The following is an 18,508-nucleotide window of genomic DNA, read 5'->3' as shown; positions in this document are numbered from 1 at the left end:
ACCCGAGAGTCGCCAACGCGATATCCGACTCGACGAAATCCGGTACGGACTCGCAGTCGTCGATGACGCCCGAATACTCCCGTGGGAAACACCGGGCGTCCAAGCCCTCGTCACGACGCTCCTGACTGCTGAGGACCCGCTGTCCGTGACCGAGATGACTGACCGAGCAAGCGTCGACCGAGCAACCTGGTACGACCACCGCGACCGTCTCGTTGCACTCGACCTCGTCCGGAAAACCAGTGCTGGAGTTCGGCTTGCGCTTCCGTTCCGGGAGAGTGGAGAGTCCGACGTCCGGCCGTGGTTCACCCGCCGCGATACGTGTCGCGACGACGTCCGGATAGCGTCTGTCGGAGGGGTTGTTCTCGAACTACTGGATGAACTCGCGCCGGATAGCGAGACAATCCAAACAGTTTCAGCGGCGCTCCAGCACCCGGTCGATATCGACGAGTTACAGGACGCATGGCCGGTCCTCGATAAGTGGCTCTCGACACTCCAAATAGCAACTGCTGAAACCACGATGGAGTCCGCGGATGACTCACCAGAAGCCATCGTGTTCGGTCGGCGGCCAGACCAGTTCAGTCTCCAAGTCGCATCCGCGAGGAGAATCCAAGGCCGGGGCAGTTATGCCTCGTCTCCCTAATCAAGGGCGAGGTCACGTAGGTCACCGTGCATCCGGAACTCCGCGGACTCTAGGAGAGTGAAGATCACGTCGACGCCGCTTCAACCTCACAAGGGTGCATCTGGAACTAGTTGCGACCCGAGAACGCCACCACTACGACCAGAGCTTCAACCCCACAAGGGTGCGTCTGGAACGCACTGATCAAGGACTACTGGATCGGCGGGACACTGCTTCAACCCCACAAGGGTGCGTCTGGAACAGGGCACTATCCTCAACATAAATCAGGATGCTGGCGAGCTTCAACCCCACAAGGGTGCGTCTGGAACGACCGGCATCGGCATCGACTTCCCGAACGATGGCGTGCTTCAACCCCACAAGGGTGCGTCTGGAACCAACCGCCTACGACTACGCAGGCACGCCCTTCGCGCTTCAACCCCACATGGGTGCGTCTGGAACTCTGGTAGGTCTCTGCGTTCTGATAGCCACCATTTTTGCTTCAACCCCACAAGGTGCGTCTGGAACGAGCGTCCGACAGCTCATGTCGGAGTAGCGGTTCGCGCTTCAACCCCACAAGGGTGCGTCTGGAACGGCGCTCGGGCTCCGGCGATTCACGGACAGCAAGGTGCTTCAACCCCACAAGGGTGCGTCTGGAACTACGCCGGGAGTGTCGGCCTCGCGTTCTACATCAGCTTCAACCCCACAAGGGTGCGTCTGGAACGAGTCGTTTTTCTGAGCCATCCTACTTGATATCTTGCTTCAACCCCACAAGGGTGCGTCTGGAACTTCGTCGGTTCGGCACCGTCGCCGTTCGGGTCCTCCCACCGGAACGTGCTTCAACCCCACAAGGGTGCGTCTGGAACCGCGGTTCGCGCCGACGACGAGCAGGCCGATCACGAGCTTCAACCCCACAAGGGTGCGTCTGGAACTGGTCGAGGGCTTCTGAGGGCGGCGTGTCGTCGGGGCTTCAACCCCACAAGGGTGCGTCTGGAACTCCCTCGTCGTCGGCTTCGTCGCTGCTGGCAACTGCTTCAACCCCACAAGGGTGCATCTGGAACAGAATAGAATTGAGGATTAGTGAATAGGCATTTTATGCTTCAACCCCACAAGGGTGCATCTGGAACGAGGCCGCTGGGTACGACCCCCGCGAGAACAAACTGCTTCAACCCCACAAGGGTGCATCTGGAACCACGAGTCACGCGCTCCCGCCGCGGGTCGCCTTCGTCGCTTCAACCCCACAAGGGTGCATCTGGAACTCGTGGAGTGAGGCCGTGCGCGAGTGCGTGCGCCGCTTCAACCCCACAAGGGTGCATCTGGAACGCGGTGGTCGATGCGCCTTCGCTCTCGATGTGGACCGCTTCAACCCCACAAGGGTGCATCTGGAACACGGCCTCGAAGAGCTTCCGACCGGTGTCGCGCACATGCTTCAACCCCACAAGGGTGCATCTGGAACAACGTGTGAACGACCTCGGCGCGGTGCGCGAAGTCGCTTCAACCCCACAAGGGTGCATCTGGAACGGCAGTCTGTAGCGAGTGAAAATAAGTCTTGGAGCGCGCTTCAACCCCACAAGGGTGCATCTGGAACTAATACCTATCTCGACAGAGAGACCCATCTGGGGCGCTTCAACCCCACAAGGGTGCATCTGGAACCGGGTACTCTAGTCGACAAATAGACTCTCCGAATCGGCTTCAACCCCACAAGGGTGCATCTGGAACCACATCTACTCGACGTCTTGCAGGCCCGTGGAGTCGCTTCAACCCCACAAGGGTGCATCTGGAACAACGCCGCTCGGGTAGCCGAGGGACTCGCGGAGAAAGCTTCAACCCCACAAGGGTGCATCTGGAACCGGGCCCTCGTCGCAGAAGCCATCGCACTCGTAGATGCTTCAACCCCACAAGGGTGCATCTGGAACCTGCGCACGCATGGCCGCCCTCGCGCCCCCGCCCAGCTTCAACCCCACAAGGGTGCATCTGGAACACCAGCATCACCGCGACGCCGTCGAGCGACAGCGCGCTTCAACCCCACAAGGGTGCATCTGGAACCGATTCGCTCGGTCCGGCGGGCAAGGTCTCGCTCGGGCTTCAACCCCACAAGGGTGCATCTGGAACCCGAGGCCGAGACCGACGTGAGCAGTTCCACGTCGGCTTCAACCCCACAAGGGTGCATCTGGAACCGCGGTCAGTTCGCCGTCGTTGAGGTCCGACGGAGTGCTTCAACCCCACAAGGGTGCATCTGGAACCCGACGAATCCGAGATGAGCGACGAAACCACCACCGCTTCAACCCCACAAGGGTGCATCTGGAACCTGGACGTGCTGGACCGTGACCAGGACCGGCTGTTGCTTCAACCCCACAAGGGTGCATCTGGAACCGTTGATGAACCGGACGACGCCGAGGACCCCTGAGTAGCTTCAACCCCACAAGGGTGCATCTGGAACGCAGACTCATGACACGACACATCGACGAACGACCGGCGCTTCAACCCCACAAGGGTGCATCTGGAACGCCCGCGATGGTGGTGGTTAGCACCAGCAGCGGGGCGCTTCAACCCCACAAGGGTGCATCTGGAACTCTGTCTCCCGTCTGGCCCGCGTAATCGGGTCGATTACGAACGCTTCAACCCCACAAGGGTGCATCTGGAACCGTCAAATGTTCTTCCCAGAAGTCGACGCGGTCCTGAGCTTCAACCCCACAAGGGTGCATCTGGAACACCGTCCAGCCCTTGCCAGGCGACCAGACTCCGGGCTTCAACCCCACAAGGGTGCATCTGGAACCCATGAGTTCCAGTCGTCTCGCGGAATTTGGAACTGGCTTCAACCCCACAAGGGTGCATCTGGAACAAGACGGCGAGCGGAGTGATTCGGGCGAAGCGCCACGCTTCAACCCCACAAGGGTGCATCTGGAACCGCGTGTAGTTTGCTATGCTCGGAGTGGGTGAGCGGTTGCTTCAACCCCACAAGGGTGCATCTGGAACGCCCGGAGTGTGGCGGCCGTCTCGTCTACCAGAAGCTTCAACCCCACAAGGGTGCATCTGGAACAAATTCTTCGTCGCCACCTGCGCTAACCGGAACGACGCTTCAACCCCACAAGGGTGCATCTGGAACTCGGAACACCGACTTGAGGGAACGGTCGTCTACCTCGCTTCAACCCCACAAGGGTGCATCTGGAACGCGAGTACTACGACCGCGAGGGGTTCGACCTCGTGACGCTTCAACCCCACAAGGGTGCATCTGGAACAAGTTGGGAGTCTGACGGGTGTGAAAGCCTATCCGGGCTTCAACCCCACAAGGGTGCATCTGGAACCGTTATCACGTTACTGTTCTCCGGCTACCTGATTCAGCTTCAACCCCACAAGGGTGCATCTGGAACTCTCGCGTGCTTTTTCGTTATGGGCGAGACACTGGAGGCTTCAACCCCACAAGGGTGCATCTGGAACAGTTCGTGGACGACTGGTTCGGCGAGGCCTTCCGTCGCTTCAACCCCACAAGGGTGCATCTGGAACCGATCCGCGTCGGACGGTCGTGACGCGGGACCACGTGCTTCAACCCCACAAGGGTGCATCTGGAACACGGCGGCGACACTGTCGTCGCCTCTCTCAACCCAAGCTTCAACCCCACAAGGGTGCATCTGGAACAACGGCGAGCGCCCCCGCGACTTCTCGACGATGCTTCAACCCCACAAGGGTGCATCTGGAACTTCAGGGACGATTGCTGTGGGACTGAATACCATTAGCTTCAACCCCACAAGGGTGCATCTGGAACTACTTCTTTTCAGTTTCAGTGAGGGATAGAACCAGCGCTTCAACCCCACAAGGGTGCATCTGGAACTTGACCGAACGGAGGTGCGTGCCTGATGGTATCTGCTTCAACCCCACAAGGGTGCATCTGGAACTCAGTCGGGACGGCGGGACGTGGACCGACATCAAGTCGCTTCAACCCCACAAGGGTGCATCTGGAACCGACACGACGCCCGGGGCGAACACCACCAGTCAAACGCTTCAACCCCACAAGGGTGCATCTGGAACACGACCGCGCCCGGGTCGTCCGGGCTCGCGTTCGCGCTTCAACCCCACAAGGGTGCATCTGGAACGCCCGCGCCGACGGCGGCCAGTCCACGGACGATATGCTTCAACCCCACAAGGGTGCATCTGGAACGACGAAGATACTTCTCGACCGTGTCCTCGTGAAGTGGCTTCAACCCCACAAGGGTGCATCTGGAACCCGCATTCCGCCACTGCATGTGAACTGCGCCATCCGGGCTTCAACCCCACAAGGGTGCATCTGGAACACGACGACGTGGTCGCGTCGTTCCGCGAACTGCGCGAGCTTCAACCCCACAAGGGTGCATCTGGAACCATGCCGGATTTCCCGGCTTGATAGGCTCTCGTGGGCGAACACATACAAGTGTTTCCGTCGACCCTCAATTCACCCCAAACCCCCGGGGGGTCGACGGAGATTAGGTAAACCGACTTCCGGGTTCGTCGGTGTCTCCGAACGTCGTGTAATCGACGATTGCTGACGACCCCGCTTCAAACACGATAACCGAATCATCTGAATCTAACTTTGTTCGGATTTCGTTTTTCATCTCGGTTATTTGTCCTTGGGTGAGATCACCATAGAAGACGGATTGCTGGAGGTGTTCGAGTCGCCGACGCAGGAGTTTTCGGTAAATCCGAGTTCGCTCTGCCGGAACGTCGTAGACGACGATCACCATCACGTTACCACCACCGCTCCGTTGGCCGATACGGTTCACCCGTCAGGATGTGTTTCTTCAAGCTATACACGTCAGTTCGAACGAGCGTCTTGTAACTCACGTTCCGTTCAAGTCGTGGATGTTCAACCGTCCGGTCGAGCGTTTCCTCGAACGCCTCAAGAACCGCCACGCGGCCATCCTCAGTAAGCAGACACCCTTCAAGCTCGCTTTCGAAGTCTTCGATACTAATCTGCTGGCGATTGACGAGTCGGAACAAAACCCTATCTGCGAGAATCGGCTTGAAGATATCCGCGATGTCGAGCGAGAGCGTGAACCGACGCTCGCCCGGTTCATGGACGAACCCAATCGTCGGGTCGAGAGCCGTCTTCCGAATCGCCGACACGCACGTTGTGTACACCATGGAGTTCAGAAACGAGATTAAGGCGTTCGCTTCGTTCGTCGGCGGATTGTATTCTCGCTTCGTCAACTCGAAGGGGTCTCGGAGAATACGGTCGAAACACCGATAATAAATCTTCCGTGCGGTCGCTTCGAGACCGTGAAGTTCGTCGATTTCGGTTGTGTCTTCGACACGCGCTTTCTGCTCTTTGAGGCGGTCTACTGCGCTTGTGAAGTCTTCTTTCCGTCCGTCGTAGTACTGGATGTTCGCCCGCATGTTGTGAATGCTAGCGGCGATGATGTCGTGAGCGATACGGAGTCGGCGGTCGTGGTCGTCGTACGCCCGAACTTGTTCGACGACCGTGTTTCCGGAGACTTGCTCGCGCTTCGGAAGGTACGACCCCCGGTAGTAGTCTTTCCACCCGAACACGTGAACCGGAACGCCGTGTTCGTTGAGCAGGCCGAGTGCCCGCGTGTTGAAGTCGATTTGGCCGTGGAGATACAGCGTATCCACGCTCTCGACCGGGAGATATTTCGTCTCACCATCCAAGGTATCAATTCGGAGGGTGCCTTCGTTTCGAGACAACTCGCCGTCGGCGAAGATGTGGTGATTGTCCTTTGGCATCGTTATACCCAACAGATGTCCTGGTAGAGACAAGCGTCGCAGTATGGTTTCTTCTCTAACGCTGGCGGTGCGTCGCGTTCGACCACCCTGATGATCCCGCGGATGGTGTCTTCGATTTCTGACCGTGTTTCGTCGTTTAGTTCGACGCTTTCGCGTTTCCGTTCCTTCGGATATGCGAGAACGCCGTCTTTCTCGATTTCGAGAACTTCTTCGAGATACCAGAGGTAGTACAGCAGTTGCATCCGAGCGGGCTTCTCCAGCGTCGAAGAGACCTTCACCTCCATTACGTCGCCGGAGTCGAGCACGTCGAGTTGAATCCGGCCGTTAATCTGGTACGACTTCCGGCGGTCGTCGTAACTGTTTTCGTCGACGTAGCTTCCTCGCTGAATGTTCGTGGTTCCACGGTCGATGTCTAACCCACGAGACATGAACCAGAGTTCGCGCTCACAAACGTGATAGTACTGAACCATCAGACCTGTTATCCGGATCTTCGGTTCACGGTGGGGGTCGCGCTCAGCGGCGAGATAACGGTCTACGCTACTTTTGTCATCCTCAGCCATTAGATCTGGAAGAAATGTTGTTCAGTTAAAGTTCTTTCGTGAGATACTACATCTGGAACAACCTTGTTCCTTCGAGGGAATACGAGGGAAACACGCTTCAACCCCACAAGGGTACGTCTGGAACTGAGCATGGCCGCCGTACCGGCTTTGGTGTCCCAGCTTCAACCCCACAAGGGTGCGTCTGGAACGGTCGCCTCTCCTACGGCGCGCAGGAGTCGCTGGCTGCTTCAACCCCACAAGGGTGCGTCTGGAACCAACGCACTCGTGAAGCTCGCGCTCGGAGCGATTATCCGACGCTTCAACCCCACAAGGGTGCGTCTGGAACCAGAGCTTCATGGTCACGCGGCAAATCTCCGCGCTTCAACCCCACAAGGGTGCGTCTGGAACCCCGAGCGCGAACTGGGCCGTAGTGACGCCCGCGACGCTTCAACCCCACAAGGGTGCGTCTGGAACCGCTCTACGACAACAGCGACATGGTGTCGGCGGTGATGCTTTAACCCCACAAGGGTGCGTCTGGAACGCCGTTTGCCTTCAGGTTGTAGGAGATCGAGCCGTCGCTTCAACCCCACAAGGGTGCGTCTGGAACACCTCCGTTCGGCCGTCTGAGATGTCGAGACGCTGGCTTCAACCCCACAAGGGTGCGTCTGGAACTCGGCCGCTCGATGACCTCGTCGCTCAGAGGGTCGAGCTTCAACCCCACAAGGGTGCGTCTGGAACACGGTTGAGGTCCGCGGCCGGGATGGTAAACGGCCGCTTCAACCCCACAAGGGTGCGTCTGGAACATAAGCCGGAAACGCTTTTACCGGATAATCGGGTTGCTTCAACCCCACAAGGGTGCGTCTGGAACGGGACGCTAACGCTCCGCCCGGACGGAGGCCACCGACGCTTCAACCCCACAAGGGTGCGTCTGGAACACGGTTGAGGTCCGCGGCCGGGATGGTAAACGGCCGCTTCAACCCCACAAGGGTGCGTCTGGAACATAAGCCGGAAACGCTTTTACCGGATAATCGGGTTGCTTCAACCCCACAAGGGTGCGTCTGGAACGGGACGCTAACGCTCCGCCCGGACGGAGGCCACCGACGCTTCAACCCCACAAGGGTGCGTCTGGAACTCGCCAGCGTCCGGGCCGACCACGCGCTTGCCGGAGCTTCAACCCCACAAGGGTGCGTCTGGAACACATCAGGACCATCGCCGGAAAGTTCAGCGCGCTGAGCTTCAACCCCACAAGGGTGCGTCTGGAACAGTTTTTTGACGGTATCAACGGCGGCGAGTCTCACGCTTCAACCCCACAAGGGTGCGTCTGGAACCTTCATCCTAGGCGGAATCGTCCTGAAGTTCCAGCTTCAACCCCACAAGGGTGCGTCTGGAACACAATCGCCAACGCCGCCAGATATCCGAAACTCGTGCTTCAACCCCACAAGGGTGCGTCTGGAACAACTCCGGGGAGTCGCAGCGTCTCGCCCTCAGGCGCGCTTCAACCCCACAAGGGTGCGTCTGGAACGTTGGACGCTCAACTCGTCGGCGTACCGTTCGACGCTTCAACCCCACAAGGGTGCGTCTGGAACGCCGCTCGTCGCGGGCGGATCACAGATGACGACGTCGCTTCAACCCCACAAGGGTGCGTCTGGAACGCGAGTCGCCGACGTCCTTGCCCGCCAGCGACAGCACGCTTCAACCCCACAAGGGTGCGTCTGGAACGCGTCGGGCGAACGGTTGGCAAGCCGGGCCCCGACGCTTCAACCCCACAAGGGTGCGTCTGGAACCCGGGTCGCTGGCGCTCGAAGCGTCCCCGAGGTCGCTTCAACCCCACAAGGGTGCGTCTGGAACCCCTGGCCCTTTCTTCGCGCCGGGGAAGATATATGAGCTTCAACCCCACAAGGGTGCGTCTGGAACCCCTGGCCCTTTCTTCGCGCCGGGGAAGATATATGAGCTTCAACCCCACAAGGGTGCGTCTGGAACTCGGACGTGTCTGTCGGCGTCGACGCTGGGCCGCGCGCTTCAACCCCACAAGGGTGCGTCTGGAACACTCCTCTTTCGAGAGTTCGTACACGGGTTTGACGCTTCAACCCCACAAGGGTGCGTCTGGAACTTGACGGACTATGACCCGCGACCGCTCGGACGCTATCGCTTCAACCCCACAAGGGTGCGTCTGGAACCGGCATACTTTTCATAGCGGGCCTACTACCGTAGTGCTTCAACCCCACAAGGGTGCGTCTGGAACTTGACGGACTATGACCCGCGACCGCTCGGACGCTATCGCTTCAACCCCACAAGGGTGCGTCTGGAACCGGCATACTTTTCATAGCGGGCCTACTACCGTAGTGCTTCAACCCCACAAGGGTGCGTCTGGAACCCGGCGCGCTCGACAGAAGGTCAACGAATGAGTGCTTCAACCCCACAAGGGTGCGTCTGGAACACTTTCAGGTCGGCGTCAGACATCGCCCGTCCCTCCGCTTCAACCCCACAAGGGTGCGTCTGGAACCGCGGAACAACCGCTTCGACACCGGCCTGCGTCAGAGCTTCAACCCCACAAGGGTGCGTCTGGAACACCGGCGACGGCGTCACATGTTCGATGACGGCGGTGCTTCAACCCCACAAGGGTGCGTCTGGAACCGCCGCCGAGGAGACCCCGACCAACGCAGTCTGGGCTTCAACCCCACAAGGGTGCGTCTGGAACCATGCCGGAATCACCGGCTACACGTGTTGTCGTGGGCGAACGCATACAAGTGTTTCCGTCGACCCTCAATTCACCCCAAACCCCTGGGGGGTCGACGGAGAATCACGGCCAGTGGAATACGATTTTGTCGAGCAGTTTCCCTCGCTGGGAGTGTACTATTACCCCGGTGATCTGTTCCTCGAGCACAACATTCATTTGGTGTCCCTTCAGAGGGGTGGTCGTATGCAATGGTTAGGTTGAATGAACGTCCTCGGAGGTGGAGAGAGTGCGGCTCCTAATTCGCCTCCATGCGCAGGCCGACGCGGCGTACGATAATTCCCACTTCCACGAACTGCGTGGGCGGCTGTGGAAAGGACTTTGCGGAACCGAGTACGACGAGTTGCACGACGCTGAGCGACCGGTTGGTCTCTCGTTCTCGAACGTCTTTCCGTGGGGCGACATCGAGGAGGGCGACGAACGAACGGTACTTGTCGCCGCGACAGACCAAGATGTCCTTCAGGCTATCGCAGAGAGCGTTATTACCGACCGAGAGTTCAACGTCGGCGAGATGCCGTTTCGCGTTGAAGAGGTGACGACCGTCGCTCCGGACGTCGGAGAACCCGGAACGCGGGGCACTCTCGAAACCGGGACGGGCGTCCTTGTCCGCATTCCGCCGTGGCAGGCCGACGAGTACGGTATCGAAAATGAGGGCGACGAGGCAACGTTCTGGCAACCGGAACACTCGCTGGAGCCATTCAAGACCCAAATCGAGAATAATCTCGACAAGAAGCACAGGCTGTTCTGTGACGACCATCTCCCCGGTCCAAGCGAGCGAGACGGCGACCTCTTCGACGAGTACAATCTCATTAAGACCTTCGCCGTCCCGGTCGAGGTGACGCAGGGTGTCGAGATGACCTACGTTTTGAGCAAGTGGCGATTCGGCTATCGAGTCCGCGACGACCATCACCGTCGCCACCTCAACCTTGCACTCGACGCGGGAATCGGCGAGCGGAACGCCCTCGGTCTCGGCTTCCTGAACATCGAGAAAGACTCGAAGCAACTGCCGGGTGCGTCATCGAGTGCGGCGACGGATGGTGGCCAGCGATGACGGACCTGCACCCCGAGACGTTCGAGGAGTACCATCCAGGCGGGCCAATCTCGTCGCTCCGACGGCTCGAAGTCTTGTACGGTGCGATAACGGAAGCCGCTGAGGGTAAAATCGACAGCAAATACGACCTGTACTACACGCCCGGCGAACTGGACGAGTTCGTAGTACAGGACGACGAGGATCGGTATCTCGTCACGCTCGAAGTAGACGTGACTGGCGATAGCCCGGAACTCAACGGAATTAGCGCCGACCCGCTTCAGCCGAGCGACGTAGACAAACTCGGATATGCGCGGTATCCGTGGGGGCGGGGAATCGACCACAGTCTCACCGAGCGCGGCGCGAAAGGCGGTTGGGACCTCGATAAGACGGTCCGGTACAGTAGTGAGAAACTCGAAAAGTGGTCGAATGCCAGCGGAAAGGAAGAAGCGGTTGGTCGCGTCGCCGACGAGAACCCGGACGGCTGGGTTATCCGCGACCTCCAGACGCTTAGCTCCCGCGACGACATTGCGGACGAAATCGAACAACACCTGCGCCCGGCGTTCCCGAGCGCCGACTCCCCGAGGGTCGTAGCGACCGTCGCAATCAAGCTCGACCCCGATTCGCTCGAAGCGCCGCCGGAGGGAACGCCCGAGAACGGCTACTACTACCCCGGTCAACTCCCCATCCTGAACGACGGGATGGTTGCGCGTAAAAACCACAAACTCGCCACGAAGAACGTCCCTTCGCCTTCGAAAGGCGAGGGGACTTGCATGGTGACTGGCGAACGCGGCGAGGTGTTCGGGACCGCCGAGGACCCGCTTGCGTTCTTCACCGTCCAGCACTCCGAGAAGTTTGCGAACCTCAAGAAGGTCGAGTCGTGGCGGTCCCACCCGGTTTCTTCGGAGGCCGCATTACTGCTTCAGTCCGGTACCTCGCTGGTCGAGAACTGCAGTCGCACTCGCGATGGTCTCCGGGTGTATACGCTCCCGTACGTCGTCGATTGCGATCACGAGTCCGCCGAGTGGCTCTACGGCGCTATCGAGGACGCCGACGAGACGAGCATCCACCGAATTCAGCAACACGCTGAAAACGTCGACGAATCGTTCGCCGAGGCGCTTCGGTTCTACGTCATCGGCGTCCGTAACGACAGCGGCGACATCAACGTCCTCCACGAGGTGCCGAACGTCGATATCTACTGGCCGCGCGAGGTTGGGAAAGCCCATCTCGACGTACTGGAAAGTAGTCTGTTCGGTTCGGCCGCGGGATTCCGCCGACCTGATCCCGACGGTTGGCGGCACATCGCCGAGGCGACTCAGACGGAGGACGTAGTCAAAGCGATTACCAGCGGAAGTTACGCCCGGGACACGCTGGCGTTCTCCGACGCTGACGATCCGACGAGCAACGACCCCCGTGAGTGGCTCGTGACGGCGCTGTTGACCGGTGAGTCGGTCCCCGTGGATAAACTGCTCTCGCAGTACGTCGAGCGAATCGGGTCTGTCATGGATCCCGACGAAGAGAACTTTCCGACGTATCTGGTTCTCACCCAGTACGCCCAACTCGAAGCACTTGCTCGCGCAGACCTGCTCTCCGCACCCGCCGACCGACCCGAACTCGAAGCTACACCACGAACGACGATGAACGAGACACCCGACGCATTGGACTTCGGCGACTCGCTTCCGGACCCGACCGACCTCGCGCCGGACGGGAACGTGAAACACCATCACGCGCGAAAGTACCGGCTAGAGCGGTTTCTCGAAGAACGGGACGCGCTTCAGGACAACGACGAACGACGTGGAGCGTTCCTCTTTGGCGTTCTTCTCAGTCAGTTGGCCGACCATCAGTCGCGAGAGCGAGACATGAGTCGGACGCTTCGAAACCAGCATCCTGCCGACCGGCTGACAACTGACCGGATACAGCGAGTGTACTCTGACCTCACACAACGCTCAGGGGTCTACGCAGGCGAACTCGGGATGTCCGGACAACTGTTTCCGGAGACCGAGCGGTTGCTAACGGACGCGTTCGCTGACGCGCCACCGAAGACGTGGAACCTTCCGGTTGAGGACCTGCGGTTCTTCTACGCTCTCGGTCTCGCGTACGGTTCGGACGCCCGGAATCAAGCATTCAACCTCATGGACGCTCTCGGCGTCCGCGACGACGACGAGGAATCGACTGACGACTGACCGACTCCAACACTTCGACTCCAACCATGACTGACAACACCGTCGAAAACCGCTCCGAAATCGTCTTCATCACCGACGCACAGGACTGCAACCCGAACGGTAACCCGCTCGGCGAGAATCGACCGCGGAAGGACCCTATCACGGACCAAGCAGTCGTGACCGACGTGCGACTGAAACGCTACCTCCGCGACCAACTCGACGCCGACGATCACGGCGTATTCATCAAGAAAACCGGCGACGAGAGCGAGGTTCGTGCACGACTCGCGCTTGACGTACTCGGCGACATCGACGATGCGGATGCCATCGAAGAAATCGAGGACATCCGCGACGACTTTCTCGACGCGGCGACTGACGTGCGGTACTTCGGCGCGACCCTGAGTTTCAACGCCGATACCGACAACGACCTGCTCGACGCCGTGGCTGACGCCTTCGACGGCGGTAACTACACCGGGCCAGTCCAGTTCTCGCCCGCGCGGTCGCTCAACGCGGTCGAAGAGAACGAAGAGTCGAACACGCTTACCAGCGTCATCGCCACGCAGGACGACAAGAAGACGGGTGGCTTCGACCTTGACGACAACCGACTGAAGTACGCTATCTTCCCGTTCCACGGACTGGTGGACGAGAACGGTGCGAGCGACACGAAGCTCACCCGAACTGACGTGGAGCGTCTCGACACGCTCTGTTGGCGAGCGATGAAGAATCAGACCATCTCGCGAAGCAAGATGGGACAGGAGCCACGGCTCTATGTCCGTGTCGAGTACGCGACCGACGGCTACCACGTCGGCGACCTCCACAACGGATTCGACCTCGATGCCGAACGGTCGAAGCCCGAGCCGGAACTCCGGAACGTCACCGACGCGACGCTCGACGTGACGAAGTTCGTGAACCGGCTCGCGTCCGTAAACGATCATGTCGAGACGGTTCACTTCGTCGGCGACGAGTACCTCGACGTGAGCTATAACGGCGAACAGTACGGCACGGCGGCCGACCTCGACACGCTTCTCGAAGACCACGGCGTTCCGACGCGCGAAATCGAGGTGTACGATGAATTCGAGCAGACGCTCCCTGCGGATGAGTGAGGATCGAACGTGACTAACGCGAACGCCGGGGCGATGGACCCGGCCCCGGACCGGAGCGAGACGCCGCCGGAACTCACCGACGGCGTCCCAGACTCGTGTCTCGTCTGCACGGTGCGCGGGGACTGGGCGCACTTCCGCCGCATCGACCGGACGGTCACTAAGCAGACGTATCGCCTTCCACCGCGAACGACCGTCGCGGGACTGCTCGCTGCTATCGTCGGTGTCGGCCGCGACGAGTACTACGACGTGTTTGACCCGGCGGTCTCGGCGGTCGGCATCGAAGCGGTCGGCGACCTCCGTACGATGACCCAGCCGAGTCTCGGCGTTGGAACGAATCCCGGAGAGACCTTTGACAGCGCTGGCGGTAGTGGGAAGAAGACGGTCAAAGTGTCGTTCCCGGACACTACCGACAACCGTCAGATTCACAGCTACGAGTACGTCGTAGACCCAGCGTACCGACTCTACATTGCGGTCGAGGACGAGGCGTTTCACACCGCGCTCAAGCACCATCTCGAACGCGGGACGTCGCACTATCCGCCGTCACTCGGACTCTCGGAACTACTCGCTCGCGTCGAGACACCCGAGTCCGGTGTCGAACACGACGTAACTGCTGTTTCCACGGACGATGCGACCGTCACGGTCGATTCCGCGATTCCGGAGGCTGACGAGACCATCATCCCGAGCGCGGGGGCGTCACACCACGTCGAGCGGCTTCCCGCCGCGATGGAAGCAGACGGGCGAAACCGCCGGACGACCGAGTTCACCGACTACGCGTTCACCGACGGCGACGCGCTGAAAACCTCGGGCGACGGTCTCTCACTCGGCGAAGTTGATGGGCGTACAATAGCGTTCTACTGACTACTGATGAACGCTGACCGTCTTTCCGACGAAATAATCTCTCGGCGGCGCGAGGACGAGGATCGCGGTGACGAACTGCTGGTAGACCACGCCGTGGAGGTTGCCGACCGAACGGTCTGGCTCGGTCGGTTCGAGACAGGGGCGAGCCAGCGAGCCAACTCTGGAAGAAATGCGGAGATATCGAATGGTAATAAAAACAGTACTGGAGAAAATAAAGAGCTTTTTCAAGCCGACATCGCGCGGTGTGTGGGCTGGTTGCACGACTTCGGTAAGGTCGCACCTGCGTTCCAGTTGTATGTGCGAGACGAGTATCCGCAGAATGGCCGACAGCGTTACACTTACCACGCCCGACTCGGCGCGTTCGCGGCGTACTACGCCCTCGGCAAGATGGGGGCTAGCGAGCGCGACCGACTCGCCGCGTGGGGTGCGATTCTCCGCCACCACGGTCGGCTCCCCGACTTCGCCGAGGCGACGTTCCAAGCGGTGAACGGCGAGCAGAACCAAGAGGGGCATTGGGCCGGACCGCAAATCGAGCAGGTCCAAGCGTACGGTCCGAGTCGTGACGTGGCGGCGACGCTCCTTGAGAAGGCGTCCGGCGGAATCGTCTCGTGGGACGGGTTCGTCGACGCGTTCGAGAGCGGAACACTACTCGAAGAACTCCGCCGGGAAGTCAGCACAGGATCGAAGGCGTTGAAACCCGGTTCCGAACAGCCCCTACCGACCTCTACGACCGAATTACCCGGCTCTGGAGTTCGCTGACGTTCGCCGACAAGACTGCCGCGGGCGAGGTCGAGCGAGCGAAACTTGAACCGCGGACGTTGGAACTCGACCGATTGGAGAGCCATATCGAATCGCTTCAGGACGGCTCGGACTACGAGGACGAGGGCGATGACAACCGCGATATCGACGTGGGCGACATCGACCCGACTGACGAGGCGTCGCTCAACGTCCTCCGTGAGGCGGCCCGGCAGCGCGTCCGAGCGAACGCGCCGGAGTTAGCTGATAGCGAAGTCGGAACGCTCACGCTCCCCACCGGACTCGGCAAGACGTTCACCGGAATCACGGGCGCATTCTGAACTCCGCGACACGCTCGCAGACCAGCACGACCGAGACACGAAACCGACGGTCGTGTACGCACTCCCCTACACGTCCATTATCGAACAAACACGCGATATCTTCGAGGATGAAGACATCTTCGACGCCGACCCGCGGAGCAACGCGTTCACCGTCCACCACTACCTCGTAGAGACAGTGACGTACACCGACGCCGAAACGGACCCGGAGTCCGGCAACGGCGAGAAGGACGTGAACTGGTCGAAGGCCGAACTGCTCGGCGAGAGTTGGCGGTCGGGCGTCGTTCTCACGACGTTCGTCCAACTTTTCGAGAGTCTCGCCGGACCGACGAACGGACAAGGACTGAAACTTCCTGCGCTCCGCGACGCCGTTATCGTCCTTGACGAACCACAGGCACTTCCGAAGCGCTGGTGGGATGCGATCCGCCGACTTACTCGGCTACTCATCGACGAATACGACGCTCGCGTCATCTCGATGACCGCGACTCAACCGACCCTGTTCACCGAAGGAGACTTCGATACACGGTCATTGTTAGCATCGAATGCGGACAAGTCCGAGACAGCACCGTCCGCGCACGCCCTCGGCGATGGGAGGTCGTTTGAGCGGCAGGCGTCGGAGGCCGTCGCACGCGTCCGCTACGATATCCATGAGTCCGTCGAGACAGCCACATCGAACTCCGGTGGAACGCCACTCTCTCACGAAGCGGCGGCGTCAGAAATCGTGGACGCGACACGGTCGTCTTCTGGCGAGCCAGCCAACGGACGTTCGGTTCTCGCGGTCTGCAACACCATCGGCAGCTCGCGGGAACTAACCGACTGCATCGAAAACGAATTCTTGTCGAACGGTCATCCTGCGACCCACGTCGGCGAGACCTACGAGAACGTTCTCCGCGAGGTGGATATGGATACGGACGAACTCCCCGACCACGAGGCACTCGCCGCTCGGACGCTCCGCGAACTCGGCTTCGAGAGGAACATCGATAGCGACGAGTGGTACTCCACCAGCGATTGTTCGGGAAGGCGATACGTTGCGACATTCAACTCCCGATACCGCCCGCTTGACCGACGCGTCCTCATCGCGGTCGCCGACGTACTCTCGACCGCTAACGTCCCGTTCGCGTTCGTCTCGACGCAAGCCATCGAAGCAGGCGTGGACATCAGTTTCGCGCGAGCGTACCGAGACATCGCACCGCTCGACAGCGTCGTCCAGACCGCCGGTCGATGCAATCGGTCATTCGAGTGGGGGCCAGAGAACGGCAAAGTAACAGTCTGGATGCTCGATCCCGTCGAGGACGACGAGTCCGAAGACGATGCACAAGACCGGAAGCCGCCGTCCGAATACGTCTACGACGGAAATCTTCTACAGGACGCCGCCGAGATACTCTTTGACTGCCGCGAAAGCGAGGGCGTGACGCTCTCCAGCGTAACGCTCGAACACGAGGCGATTCCGCGCTACTTCGAAGCCATCGAAAGCCACTCGTTATCAACCGAGAAACTAGTCGAATGCATTGACGCGAGCAACGCGGAAGAACTCGGCCGACGGTCGCTCATCGACGACAGCTACGAAACCGTCGACCTTCTCGTCGCAGTCACCGAAACAGACGAACAGCGTCTAGACGACCTCGGCGATGCATTCCAACAGCACGCAAGCGAGGGCTTCAGTCAACTCGCTGACCTCGCGGATCTTCGCGTGTCCATTCCGGTTCGAGATCTCGAAGAGTCCCTGCCGACTCACGTTACTGCCGACCGTTCCGCACGGACCGATAGTGACGGTATCGACGTATTCGTTCACTACGGAACGGAAGGATACGGCGCGTACAAACTCGACGGCGGCGGATTCGTCGCTGACGATGGCGGTGGCCCATCGAGTCGAATCCATCGATAACTATCCGGCTGTCACTCCGTCGACCCCCTGGGGGTTCAGGGGGAATTGGAGGTCGACGGAAACACTTGTATGGGTTCGCCAACGAGAACACGTGTAGCCGGTGATTCCGGCATGGTTCCAGACGCACCCTTGTGGGGTTGAAGCGTGGTCGCGTTCGCTCCCTCGGACTTCTACGCGCGGTTCCAGACGCACCCTTGTGGGGTTGAAGCGACTACGACGCCGCGCAGGAACCCGTGAACGCGCTCGGTTCCAGACGCACCCTTGTGGGGTTGAAGCGGAGTTCCGGCCGCGAGGGGTTAGGCGTTACCCCGTGTTCCAGACGCACCCTTGTGGGGTTGAAGCTCCAAGCCTTCGGCGACACCCGGCGTCGAGGTGGGGTTCCAGACGCACCCTTGTGGGGTTGAAGCGATAGCACCTCGATTCGTTCGCCGTCCGCCCGCTCGTTCCAGACGCACCCTTGTGGGGTTGAAGCAATTCCGAGGTCCCCGAAGGTCACGCCGGTCACCGTGTTCCAGACGCACCCTTGTGGGGTTGAAGCTTCGATTCCTGGGCCAGCGCGACGCCGTTCCTGGCCGTTCCAGACGCACCCTTGTGGGGTTGAAGCGAACAGACGCTCTACGAGCAGGAGCAGACCTACGGTTCCAGACGCACCCTTGTGGGGTTGAAGCCTCGACCACCGCGACCACCTCGTCGGTCTGCCGGGTTCCAGACGCACCCTTGTGGGGTTGAAGCGCGCAGGACGACTGAGTAGTCTTCTATCAACGTGTTCCAGACGCACCCTTGTGGGGTTGAAGCCTGCGCG

The 18,508-nt window shown here is 60.2% G+C and carries 11 protein-coding genes and 4 CRISPR repeat arrays (1 of these 15 only partly in view); of the genes, 8 read left to right on the top strand and 3 right to left on the bottom strand.

Annotated elements, in window-relative coordinates; translation table 11 throughout:
* Positions 1-145: 145 nt before the first annotated feature.
* On the top strand, positions 146-640 hold the full coding sequence (locus NGM06_RS22330; protein ID WP_254270594.1) for a hypothetical protein: 495 nt from the start codon (positions 146-148) through the stop codon (positions 638-640).
* A 77-nt stretch (positions 641-717) separates the two neighbouring features.
* Positions 718-1,075: direct repeats of the CRISPR family, unit length 30 nt; unit sequence GCTTCAACCCCACAAGGGTGCGTCTGGAAC.
* A 101-nt stretch (positions 1,076-1,176) separates the two neighbouring features.
* A CRISPR array of direct repeats spans positions 1,177-4,969; the repeat unit is 30 nt; unit sequence GCTTCAACCCCACAAGGGTGCGTCTGGAAC.
* Positions 4,970-5,070: 101 nt separating this feature from the next.
* On the opposite strand, the gene cas2 is transcribed toward NGM06_RS22330, so the two are convergent.
* The 3 genes from cas2 to cas4 are packed head-to-tail and all read right to left on the bottom strand — an operon-like array spanning position 5,071 to position 6,888.
* Positions 5,071-5,328, bottom strand: coding sequence for a CRISPR-associated endonuclease Cas2 (gene cas2 / locus NGM06_RS22325; protein WP_254270593.1), 258 nt, complete (start codon positions 5,326-5,328; stop codon positions 5,071-5,073).
* A gap of 4 nt (positions 5,329-5,332) precedes the next feature.
* On the bottom strand, positions 5,333-6,328 hold the full coding sequence (cas1b, locus tag NGM06_RS22320; RefSeq protein ID WP_254270592.1) for a type I-B CRISPR-associated endonuclease Cas1b: 996 nt from the start codon (positions 6,326-6,328) through the stop codon (positions 5,333-5,335).
* A gap of 2 nt (positions 6,329-6,330) precedes the next feature.
* Positions 6,331-6,888, bottom strand: coding sequence for a CRISPR-associated protein Cas4 (gene cas4 / locus NGM06_RS22315; RefSeq protein WP_379793596.1), 558 nt, complete (start codon positions 6,886-6,888; stop codon positions 6,331-6,333).
* Between the two features lie 94 nt (positions 6,889-6,982).
* Positions 6,983-9,565: a CRISPR direct-repeat array (repeat unit 30 nt; unit sequence GCTTCAACCCCACAAGGGTGCGTCTGGAAC).
* A 265-nt stretch (positions 9,566-9,830) separates the two neighbouring features.
* Between cas4 and cas6 the strand changes: the two genes are divergently transcribed.
* The 7 genes from cas6 to NGM06_RS22280 all read left to right on the top strand — a co-directional run bounded on the left by cas6 (position 9,831) and on the right by NGM06_RS22280 (position 17,706).
* The gene (cas6, locus tag NGM06_RS22310; RefSeq protein WP_254270590.1) at positions 9,831-10,652 is read left to right on the top strand and encodes a CRISPR-associated endoribonuclease Cas6; all 822 of its coding nucleotides are present in this window, start codon (positions 9,831-9,833) and stop codon (positions 10,650-10,652) included.
* The gene (cas8b, locus tag NGM06_RS22305) at positions 10,649-12,811 is read left to right on the top strand and encodes a type I-B CRISPR-associated protein Cas8b/Csh1 (protein WP_254270589.1); all 2,163 of its coding nucleotides are present in this window, start codon (positions 10,649-10,651) and stop codon (positions 12,809-12,811) included. The genes cas6 and cas8b overlap by 4 nt, the downstream gene beginning before the upstream one ends.
* 26 nt (positions 12,812-12,837) lie before the next feature.
* Positions 12,838-13,890 (top strand): type I-B CRISPR-associated protein Cas7/Csh2, encoded by a 1,053-nt coding sequence (cas7b, locus tag NGM06_RS22300; protein WP_254270588.1) that lies wholly within the window; start codon positions 12,838-12,840, stop codon positions 13,888-13,890.
* A 9-nt stretch (positions 13,891-13,899) separates the two neighbouring features.
* Positions 13,900-14,748 (top strand): type I-B CRISPR-associated protein Cas5b, encoded by an 849-nt coding sequence (gene cas5b, locus NGM06_RS22295; protein WP_254270587.1) that lies wholly within the window; start codon positions 13,900-13,902, stop codon positions 14,746-14,748.
* A 6-nt stretch (positions 14,749-14,754) separates the two neighbouring features.
* Positions 14,755-15,507: a CRISPR-associated endonuclease Cas3'' gene (locus NGM06_RS22290; RefSeq protein WP_254270586.1), complete on the top strand. Its 753-nt coding sequence runs from the start codon at positions 14,755-14,757 to the stop codon at positions 15,505-15,507.
* A gap of 74 nt (positions 15,508-15,581) precedes the next feature.
* Positions 15,582-15,824 carry a hypothetical protein gene (locus tag NGM06_RS22285; RefSeq protein ID WP_254270585.1) on the top strand — a complete coding sequence of 81 codons (243 nt, stop codon included), beginning with the start codon at positions 15,582-15,584 and terminating at the stop codon, positions 15,822-15,824.
* A 52-nt stretch (positions 15,825-15,876) separates the two neighbouring features.
* Positions 15,877-17,706 carry a CRISPR-associated helicase/endonuclease Cas3 gene (locus tag NGM06_RS22280; RefSeq protein ID WP_254270584.1) on the top strand — a complete coding sequence of 610 codons (1,830 nt, stop codon included), beginning with the start codon at positions 15,877-15,879 and terminating at the stop codon, positions 17,704-17,706.
* A 114-nt stretch (positions 17,707-17,820) separates the two neighbouring features.
* Positions 17,821-18,508: direct repeats of the CRISPR family, unit length 30 nt; unit sequence GTTCCAGACGCACCCTTGTGGGGTTGAAGC; it runs 2,741 nt beyond the window's last position.

It is taken from the genome of Halorussus aquaticus (assembly GCF_024218795.1).
In the GTDB taxonomy this organism is placed as follows: Archaea; Halobacteriota; Halobacteria; order Halobacteriales; family Haladaptataceae; genus Halorussus; species Halorussus aquaticus.
This window is presented reverse-complemented; position numbering and strand designations above follow the sequence as displayed.